This is a genomic window from Pseudanabaena sp. lw0831 (genome assembly GCF_016584665.1).
GTDB lineage: Bacteria > Cyanobacteriota > Cyanobacteriia > Pseudanabaenales > Pseudanabaenaceae > Pseudanabaena.
The window spans coordinates 67861-77466 of sequence record NZ_BBJB01000108.1; the positions used below are offsets into that span (position 1 = coordinate 67861).

11 protein-coding genes are annotated in these 9606 nt (G+C 45.1%); 7 read left to right on the top strand and 4 right to left on the bottom strand.

The features are described from left to right. Together cobN and APA_RS22160 are read right to left on the bottom strand one after the other, a co-directional pair. On the bottom strand, positions 1 to 3807 hold the full coding sequence (cobN, locus tag APA_RS22155) for a cobaltochelatase subunit CobN (RefSeq protein WP_201324393.1): 3807 nt from the start codon (positions 3805 to 3807) through the stop codon (positions 1 to 3). Between the two features lie 96 nt (positions 3808 to 3903). Continuing rightward, a complete protein-coding gene (locus APA_RS22160) occupies positions 3904 to 5511 on the bottom strand; it encodes an NAD(P)/FAD-dependent oxidoreductase (RefSeq protein ID WP_201324394.1) in 1608 nt (535 codons plus the stop codon). A gap of 62 nt (positions 5512 to 5573) precedes the next feature. On the opposite strand from APA_RS22160, the gene APA_RS22165 reads away from it, so the two are divergent. From APA_RS22165 to APA_RS22175, 3 genes are all read left to right on the top strand, one after another. Beyond that, on the top strand, positions 5574 to 5714 hold the full coding sequence (locus APA_RS22165; protein ID WP_201324395.1) for a hypothetical protein: 141 nt from the start codon (positions 5574 to 5576) through the stop codon (positions 5712 to 5714). A 48-nt stretch (positions 5715 to 5762) separates the two neighbouring features. Next, positions 5763 to 6272 (top strand): DUF2442 domain-containing protein, encoded by a 510-nt coding sequence (locus APA_RS22170; protein WP_201324396.1) that lies wholly within the window; start codon positions 5763 to 5765, stop codon positions 6270 to 6272. A 100-nt stretch (positions 6273 to 6372) separates the two neighbouring features. Further along, complete coding sequence (locus APA_RS22175; RefSeq protein ID WP_201324397.1) at positions 6373 to 6609, top strand: hypothetical protein; 237 nt, start codon at positions 6373 to 6375, stop codon at positions 6607 to 6609. On the opposite strand, the gene APA_RS22180 is transcribed toward APA_RS22175, so the two are convergent. Then, on the bottom strand, positions 6594 to 6980 hold the full coding sequence (locus tag APA_RS22180; RefSeq protein WP_201324398.1) for a type II toxin-antitoxin system VapC family toxin: 387 nt from the start codon (positions 6978 to 6980) through the stop codon (positions 6594 to 6596). The two genes, APA_RS22175 and APA_RS22180, sit on opposite strands and share 16 nt — an antisense overlap. Positions 6981 to 6983: 3 nt before the next feature. Then, positions 6984 to 7217 (bottom strand): type II toxin-antitoxin system Phd/YefM family antitoxin, encoded by a 234-nt coding sequence (locus tag APA_RS22185; RefSeq protein WP_201324399.1) that lies wholly within the window; start codon positions 7215 to 7217, stop codon positions 6984 to 6986. A 52-nt stretch (positions 7218 to 7269) separates the two neighbouring features. Between APA_RS22185 and APA_RS22190 the strand changes: the two genes are divergently transcribed. The 4 genes from APA_RS22190 to APA_RS22200 all read left to right on the top strand — a co-directional run. After that, on the top strand, positions 7270 to 7425 hold the full coding sequence (locus APA_RS22190) for a hypothetical protein (protein ID WP_201324400.1): 156 nt from the start codon (positions 7270 to 7272) through the stop codon (positions 7423 to 7425). Continuing rightward, complete coding sequence (locus APA_RS25530; RefSeq protein ID WP_268962176.1) at positions 7422 to 7550, top strand: hypothetical protein; 129 nt, start codon at positions 7422 to 7424, stop codon at positions 7548 to 7550. The genes APA_RS22190 and APA_RS25530 overlap by 4 nt, the downstream gene beginning before the upstream one ends. 86 nt (positions 7551 to 7636) lie before the next feature. Next, on the top strand, positions 7637 to 7966 hold the full coding sequence (locus APA_RS22195) for a CU044_2847 family protein (RefSeq protein ID WP_201324401.1): 330 nt from the start codon (positions 7637 to 7639) through the stop codon (positions 7964 to 7966). 144 nt (positions 7967 to 8110) lie between these two features. Then, a partial coding sequence (locus APA_RS22200; protein WP_201324402.1) for a serine protease occupies positions 8111 to 9606 on the top strand: 1496 nt, incomplete at its 3' end.

Here is a 9606-nt window from a genome sequence, read left to right on the forward strand (position 1 = left end):
CTATGATTGCGATTCGATCGCACCTTCAGCATCATTAGCGATCGCCTTTAAGCGATCCAACATATCCGCAGTCACATCCTGCCACATCCCGCGCTGATTCGCTTCTAGTAAGCGTTCCGACATATCTCGTAACGCCCAAGGATTGCTAGATTTAATAAAATTCTGAACTTCAGGATTAAAGATATAGGCTTCCGCAATTCCCTCATACATGAAGTCCGAAACGCAGTTAGTTGTAGCATCATAGGCAAACAGATAATCGAGCGTTGCCGACATCTCAAAAGCACCCTTATAACCGTGACGCATCGCTCCCGATATCCATTTGGGATTCACGACCCGCGATCGATAAACTCGTGCAATCTCTTCACTCAATTTGCGAACCTTGGGCTGAGCCATCCGTGAATTATCGCCAAAATATACCTCTGGAGCATTGCCAGATATCGAGGCGATCGCCGCAGTCATCCCGCCCTGAAACTGATAATAATCATCGGAATCAAGAATGTCATGCTCGCGATTGTCCTGATTTTGCAGCACAATTTGCATATTGCCTAGGCGTTGATTAAAGGCTTCTGGAGCCGATTTCCCTTCGGATTTGCTGGTGTAGGCGTAGGCGCTCCAATTGATATAGGCTCGAGCGAGATCCTGCTCACTCTCCCAGTTTTGCGACTCGATCAAGCCCTGTAAACCCGCACCATAGGCACTTGGTTTCGAGCCAAACACCCGATAACGCGATCGCTCTTCCGCCTGTTCTATCGTCAGCCCTTCAGCTTGCCAGCGGGTAGACTCCTTTTGGACTTGGGCAGCAAGCGGATTTTGATCGGCGGGTTCATCAAGATTTGCGACAGCATTCACCGCACTATCAAATAAATCGATTAGATTTGGGAAGGCATCCCTAAAGAATCCTGAAATCCTCAAGGTCACATCAATACGGGGACGACCTAAGATCGATAAAGGCAAAATCTCAAAATCAATCACGCGCCGCGATACGCCATCCCAAACTGGTTGCACGCCAAGCAGAGCAAGAGCTTCAGCAAGGTCATCGCCACCAGTTCGCATAGTGGAAGTTCCCCAAATCGATAGCCCCAAGGTTTGCGGATATTCGCCATGTTCTTGAGTGTAAGTTTCGATCAGCACATCCGCAGCCTTGCGCCCAATATCCCAAGCGGTTTCTGTCGGCACAGCGCGAATATCAACAGAATAGAAATTGCGTCCTGTGGGCAGTACTTCGGGTCTGCCCCTTGTCGGCGCACCTGATGCACCACTAGGAACATATTCGCCGTTGAGTCCTCGCAGGAGATTAGTAATTTCTTGATTGGTTTTGTAGAGAGAGGGTAAAAGGCGATCGCGAATCCATGTTAGTTCTGCAACAATCTCGCCCCCTAAATCCCCCAATACTGGGGGACTTTGAAGAATTTCCGATCCCCCCCAGAATTGGGGGGCTAGGGGGGCAGAAACATTGTCAATTTTAGAACATTGTCTATTTATCAAAGTCTCCACCAACTCTGCTGCATATTCTTCAAGTACTTCAACCGCATCCCCAATAATTCGACAATTCGCTAAGCGTGGATGAGAACTTGACGCAAGTAACTCTCCTAAATCCGCAGTCAATGGATCGAAATCTAAACCCCAATCTTGCGCGATCGCTCTAGTCAGTCCGATCCGATTTACATTAGGATTTCTTGCGATCGCGACGACCAAATCTCTTAACTGCCGACCTTCTGGACATTGCCCGAAGATATGCAACCCGTCACGAATTTGAGCTTCCTTAATTTCGCAGAGATAACCATCGGCAGTAGTGAGAATTGTATTCAGCGAATCCTCTAAGCGGTCTAGGGAAATCCCTAGATCTTGATGGAGATTTTCCTGCTTGATTAGGGCAGTTAGTCGATCGCGAATCATCCCCAAGCGCGATGGATCGAGGGTTTCTGCTTCGTAATATTCATCGATCAAGCCTTCTAATTGTTGCAAACCACCATACAGCTCGGCGCGAGTCATCGGTGGCGTGAGATGGTCGATAATCACGGCTTGCGATCGCCTTTTTGCCTGAGAGCCTTCCCCAGGGTCATTGACAATGAAGGGATAGAAATGGGGCATTGCGCCAAAAGCGGCTTCAGGATAGCAATTTTCTGATAGCGCCACACTTTTTCCGGGGAGCCATTCGAGGTTGCCATGTTTGCCGATATGAGCGATCGCATGGGCGTTAAACTTATCGCGAACCCAGTGATAGAAAGCCATATAGTCATGGGTCGGTTCTAAATCAGGCGCATGATAATTTAAAGTCGGATCGAGGTCATAGCCGCGTGATGGTTGAATACCGACAAAAATATTGCCGAATTGCATCCCCGCGATCGCAAATTCCTGTTCTTGCTTAGGTTGATTCCATCTTGAACTAATCCCATTCTGCACAGGTTCAGGCAAATTCTGAAAATAATTTTGATAATCGGCTAAGGATAGCGATTGATAAACCTGTCTCACACCAAATGATTCGCGATCGTTAGTCACGCCTGTAGTTAATAATTTCATCAATTCATCGCTAGTGTTAGGAATCTCGCCAACGCTATATCCTGAACTTCGCAGAGCCTTGAGAATCTCTAAACAACTCGCAGGCGTATCTAAACCAACTCCATTCGCTAATCTACCATCACGATTGGGATAGTTAGCCAGAATCAGCGCAATTTTGCGATCGCATACCTCCGTATTTTTTAGCTTGACCCATTTCGCCGCTAGGTCAGCGACAAAATTAATTCGCGATCGTACGGGTTCATAGGTTAATACTTCTGTTTGCAAAGCCGAGTTTTGTCCTTGCAGAGCTTTAAAAGAAACAGCCCTCGTAATAATCCTGCCATCAACTTCAGGCAAGACCACATTCATCGCCATATCACGGGGAGTTAGTCCCTGTGTGCCATTTGCCCATGTTTTGCGAAGTCCACCGCTAAAAATCACTTGAAAGACTGGTACATTCAAAGTCTCCCAAAGATCGACTTGGGGTGAGTCAGCTTTGAGGCTAGCCAAAGAGAAGCTAGTAGTATTCAATATCACATCGACTTTTTGACCAGATTCTGGTAAGCAATAGCGAATTAGTTCTGCTTGGACATCAGGTTCTTTTAATGATGAAACATAGATCGGTAAAGGTTTAAGATTGCGTTCAGTTAGGGCTTCACATAAAGATGCGATCGCTACCGTATTTCCCGATAAATAATGAGCACGATAAAAGAGAATTGCGGCTAGTCCATCATAATCTCTCTCCTTGAGCGAAAGGGAATGCTCGTAAACCCCTATGCGTGGAACTGATTGAGGCGTTTCATAAACTGTTCCAAACTCTAGAAATTCGGCGGCAACAAATTTCAACAAGTTGTGATAGTTCTCAACTCCTGCTTCGATGAAATATTGCCAAGCTTGATTGACCAAGGTCAGCGTCGTTGTTGAATGACTGGTCAAATTTGGGTCAGGACGCTCATCCCCTGGCAACACAATTAAAATCGCACCCGTATTTGCTACTGTTTCCTTAACTACTTCTAATCCATAACTCCAATAGGATTGACCGCCAATCAATCGAACAATAATCACCTTGGCAAGTGCCAAGACTTCTTCTGCATAGGTATCGATCGCTATTTGTTGCTGCAATTGCAATACATTTGCCACTCTAATTTGCGGAAAATCTTCGGGCAATCTTGCTGTAGCAGCAGCGAGAGTTTGGATATCCGTATCGGCGGCGGTAATGATGATGATCGGCGCAGGCTGCTGATCGACAAAAACAACGCTTTCGGTGGACTGGTTCCAGCCTCCTAATATAGTGGCGATACGATGCATGAGTTATCCAAATAGCAATGAGCAGCTATGCCATTATATCGCTCTAAAACCCAAAAGGGATTTGCGGCGCGAAGCGCCGCAAATCCCTTTTGGGTTTTATGTCTTAGCAGCTAGGCTCAAAGCCACAGCCTCAGCGACTTTAATCCCATCAATTCCCGCCGAGAGAATCCCCCCCGCATAGCCAGCACCTTCACCCGTAGGAAAAAGCCCTTCCACATTTAAGCTTTGATATTTCTCATTGCGTTTAATTCTAATTGGTGAAGAAGTGCGTGTTTCTACACCCGTGAGCATCGCATCATCCATCGCAAAACCTTTGATTTGTTTATTAAAGGCAGGTAAAGCCTCACGAATCGCCGCGATCGCATAGTCAGGTAAACTCTCACTCAAATCACCCAAATGCACATTAGGAGCATAGGAAGGATGTACTTTGCCAAGAGCTTGAGAAGGGCGATTGGCGAGAAAATCACCAACGAGTTGAGCGGGAGCGGCATAGGTTCCACCACCAAGCTCAAAGGCGCGAGATTCGAGACGACGCTGCAAATCAATACCTGCGAGAGGATGCTCTGGATAATCATCAGGCGTAATCCCCACCACGATGCCACTATTTGCATTCCGTTCATTGCGCGAATATTGACTCATTCCATTAGTAACCACCCGTCCGACTTCCGAAGTTGCCGCCACAACTAGTCCCCCTGGACACATGCAGAAACTATAAACAGAACGTCCATTTTTACAATGATGCACCAATTTATAATCAGCAGCACCTAAAACCTTATGTCCCGCATAATCCCCAAATCTAGCGCGATCGATCAGATCTTGAGGATGCTCAATTCTAAATCCAATCGAGAAAGGTTTGGCTTCGATATATACGCCGCGATCGTAGAGCATTTGGAAAGTGTCACGGGCGCTATGTCCGATCGCAAGAACGATCTGATTGCTGGCGATATATTCTCCATTCGCTAGCGTCACGCCCTCCGCTTTACCATCTTGGATGTCAATATCTTCCACCCGACTTTGAAAGCGAATTTCTCCGCCGAGAGATTGGATTTGGGCGCGAAAACTTTGAACTATACCGACGAGCTTAAGTGTGCCAATATGCGGTTTATTGATGTAAAGGATCTCAGGAGAAGCCCCAGCGTTCACAAATTCATTTAGAACTTTGCGTCCATAATGATGGGGATCTTTGACTTGGCTATAAAGTTTACCATCGGAGAAAGTACCTGCGCCACCTTCACCAAATTGAGCATTGGATTCAGGATTAAATTCAGCTCTTCCTTTCCAGAAATTAAACGTATCAGCAGTGCGATCGCGTACCGCCTTACCTCGTTCCAAAATAATCGGACGAAATCCCATTTGCGCCAACATCAACCCCGCAAACATGCCTGCTGGCCCCATGCCGATCACTATCGGGCGAGTATTTAGATTGCTAGGAGCCTTGGCTACATAGTGATAACTGGTGTCAGGTGTGAGCATAACATGAGGATCTTTAGCGAAGTGATCGCTTAATTGCTTCTCTAAAGATGTTTCTATATCAACAATATAAACTAAATAGATATCTGTCTTTCTTCTTGCATCATAACTACGCTTAAAAATAGAATAACTTGTTAATTCTTCTGATTTGATTTGCAATTTTTTAAGAATCGCAGATTTTATCGCATCTTCAGGATGATCGAGAGGAAGTTTAATTTCAGTTAGACGTAACATAGTCAGTGAAGCTCAAGTTTGATTAACCATCAAGGCAGCACTCAATTATAGCTGATCTTAATATGCTGTTTGTTAAGATGCGACTGTATTACAAAGCAAAGGGATTGCGATCGCTATTTTTTTTTGTTTACCCGCATACAGGCGATCGCATAGAAAATCAAAGTGTTATTATCAGTTTGATTGGCTCAGGATATTTGTTATGAACATATCGGACAAATTGCGATCGCTCAATTCTTCACTAAATTTTAACTATGCTACAAGATGTTTTGACAGTGAAACCACTTACGGATTATAAACTCCATTTGCTATTTGAAGATGGGATGGAGGGAGTTGTTGATTTGTCAAAGATGATTGAGTTTACTGGTGTTTTTGCGCCATTGAAAGATAGAAGTTTCTTTGAGGGTGTATATGTAAATCCTGGATTGGGGACTATTCAATGGGCAAATGATGCTGATTTAGATCCTGATGTCCTTTATGCGGCGGTTTCAGGTCAGGCAATCCCAGATTTTGATCGGATGGTTTCTTCTGTGGAAGGTGATGTGATCAAGCTCTATCGTCCTCGCAACGCAAGATTGGGGAAAGTTACTGTTCAGGATACGATCGCTAAGCGACAAGTGCAGATTGATTTGCCAGAAAGTGAATATGCGATCGCGACTTCTGCTCATCAACAAAAAAAGTTAATAATTTGCTACGGGAATTTGATTAAGAAAAGCCGTTTGCTGAAGCTTGAGAATCCTCATAGTTTGGCAATTTTAGATTAAGGTTTGTTTTTCGCATCACTTTTTAAGCCTTCGATAAACAAGGCAATCGCGTAAAAAATCAAAGTGCTATTATCAGGTTAATTGGCTCAGGATATTTGTTATGAACATATCGGACAAATTGCGATCGCTTACTTACAGTCTAGATATTCAAATGGCTGGGTTGTATTTCTGGTGTGGTAATTTTGTGATTCAGTTTGGTTGTACTGAGGTGGATGACGAGCCTTTTTACTATCCTTTTGTGGTTCCTAGGTTTATCGGTTTTGGATTTGCCCTTCCTAATGGTTTCTCTTGGCATACTCCCTTTGCTCAGTTTAAACGATTTTACCAGATTAATTGAACTGGATAGTTAGGAAAGAATTGATCGCAACTGATTAATGGAATATTCTCGCTAATTGCTTGAGATATCATGATGCGATCAAAAGGATCATTATGGTGCGCTGTGAGTAAAGATAGGGCTTCAAGATGAGATATTTCTACAGATAGAAGTTGAAAGCCTTGTATAGAAAGTTTTTGTCTGGCGTATATGGCTGCTGTGGTTTCCAAATTAAGCTTGCCTCTAGCTTGTTTGATGGTCATTTCCCAGATGCTGGCAATGCTGATAAGTTTAGTTACTTCGACATCATCAATAATCGTTTTTGCTGGTTGACTCAATTTGTTGTCGCCAGCGAAAAACCAGAGCAGTGCGTGAGTATCAAGCAAAACTCGCATATTTTAATATTCTTCAAACTCTGGCAAGGGGGAATCAAAGTCATCGGACATGAATATTTTACCTTTGTCGCTACCAAATAACGATCGCTTGGGGGCAATGGATACTAGTCGAGCTACGGGCTGATCGCCTTGGGTAATAACAATTTCTTGACCAGCGATCGCTAAGTCGAGTAAGTGAAGTAGTTGAATTTGGGCTTCGGAAATGTCGATTTTTAAAGAGGTTTCGGAGGCTAACATAACTTTGTGAGTTAACAGCTAGGATCTAGGATAGCACTATTATTTATGGCTGATGAGTCGTTTGAGTCTGTGTCAATTTCGTTTGAGTAATGCTTGTTTGGTGAGGATGGCTGAACAAATCCCTAATAGTGCGGTGATACCTTTGGATAGTGCTTTTAAAATCTATCGGAAGCATCGAAATGAGGCGATCGCGATAATTTTGCCATGATCGCGCCTGTGGTGGATTACAAAGCAAAGTGCGATCGCAATTTTTTTGTTTATCCGCATACAGATGATTACTTTCGGAAACGTCGTAATAAAATGATCGCAGTAATCTTGCAGCAATTAAATTAGTGTTTTAGGGAAAATTAAAGGCATGAAGATTATGAGAATAAAGCGATATAATCGATCGCAAGAACTTTCAAAAGTTAGGAAAACTCATGACTGATTTGCCAGAAGACGATCTCGAAATTATTTTGGTGGATTTTAAGGGAAGTGGCGGATCTGTAAGTCAAGTCAGCCTATCGCCTGTAGAGCTTACAAAGCAGTTAGAGGCGCGATCGAAGGACGCTGTGAATGCAGCGATGAGGACAATTCGGTTGATGGCAAATCGCACGATCGCTACTCTTGATACGATGGCAAATAAGCCGTCACAGGTGGAGGTGGAGTTTGCGATTAAGTTGGATGCTAAGGCGGGTGCTTTGTTGGCGAGTGCTGGGGCTGAGGGTAGTCTCAAGGTGAAGCTGGTCTGGAATGACAAGAATAAGTAATGATGTAGAGATTAAGATAAAGGGCGCAGAGATTAAGATCCCCGACTTTTTGTGTGACTAGTACAGGTAATCTTTGACTGCAAAGAAAAAGTCGGGGATCTGGGCATTTTCTAGTTTTCTTTTGCTTACAGATATTTGATACTTATGACAAACATTCAAGTCCAAAGTCCTCGCGAATTCACCATACAAATTCGACACTTTACGAGTAATGCCATTGTCGGAACTGGGTTTGTGGTTTCTGATAATGGCTTGGCTATAACTTGCGCTCATGTGGTGCAAGCTGCTACGGATAATAGTGTTTGCCAAAAGGGTTTGGGTATGAGCGCTTACTTTGCAAAGTCCAAAAAGATGTGGTGGGCGGAGGTGATTGGTTGCTTTGAGGGGTTTGATGATGATGTGGCGCTTTTGCAACTGCGTGATGAAGATGGCAGTTTTTACTTGCCTGATTTAATGCGCCCTGCCAAAGTTGCACATGCTGATCAATCGGCTGATAATCGGTTTCGGAGTTACGGCTATCGCCCACTAGATAAATATCCTGGCGGGTTAGCAGAGGGCAGAATTTTAGGGGATGTGGAACCGCCGAATGGTTGTGTTTTACAAGTCGATCCGATTCAGTTGGAGTCGAGCCAGATCAATAGTGGGATGAGTGGTGCGGCGGTGCTGGATTTAGAGCGTGATCGCGTGGTGGGGATTGTCTCAGAAACTTGGTTGACTGATGCAACGGGGAGGGATCGAGATACGGCTTGGGCGGTGAATGTGCGGGTGTTGGCTTTGCCACCGATCGCATTGTCGATGAGTGATGAGGATGGGGTAACGGAGACGAATACAGCAGCGATCGCTACAGCACCAATGATGGATAATATTGCCATGCTTACCCCAAAGGAAAAACTGGTAAATGCGCCGCCGATCTTTGATGAATGGGTCGGACGGGTGGAATTGTTGCAAGCTTTGGATGAGGATTGGGGCGATCCTGCGCGGCGGATTGTGGAGTTGATTGGGTTTGGGGGTGAGGGTAAGAGTAGTGTGGCGCGGCGGTGGGTGGCGAATGTGTTGTCATCAAATCGCAAACCGCAAGCGGTTTTCTGGTGGGGATTTTATGAGAATGGCGGTATTGATGAGTTTTTTGAAGCGTTAGCTAACTTCGTTGTAGGGGATTTGAATGCTCTAAGTCTATGTAAATCTGCAAGCGAGAAGATTTTCCTGATTAATTTAGTCTTGCGGAAGGGTGGGCGCTATCTGTTTGTTTTGGATGGTTTGGAGGAGTTGCAGCATGAGAGCGGTGATGATTATGGCTTACTGAAAAGTCCCGATCTGCGGGAGTGGTTGCGAACTTTGGCTAAGGGAGAGAATGAGGCGTTTTGTGTGGTGACCAGTCGTGCGCCGTTGTTCGATCTGATCGATCTGACGACGTTTGTGCATCGGGATGTGGAACGGTTGACGGATGGGGAGGGGTGTGAGTTGTTGCAAAAGTTGAGTGTGCGGGGTGAGGCGGCGGCGCTAAGGCAGGTGGTGCGCGATTGGGATGGATATGCGTTGGTGTTGAGTTTGTTGGGAACTTATCTGGTGGAGAGGTTTGCGGGGGATGTTGGAGCCATTGGAGAGATTGCGGTTCCGTTGGCGCGGGAGGCGAGGTATGACCG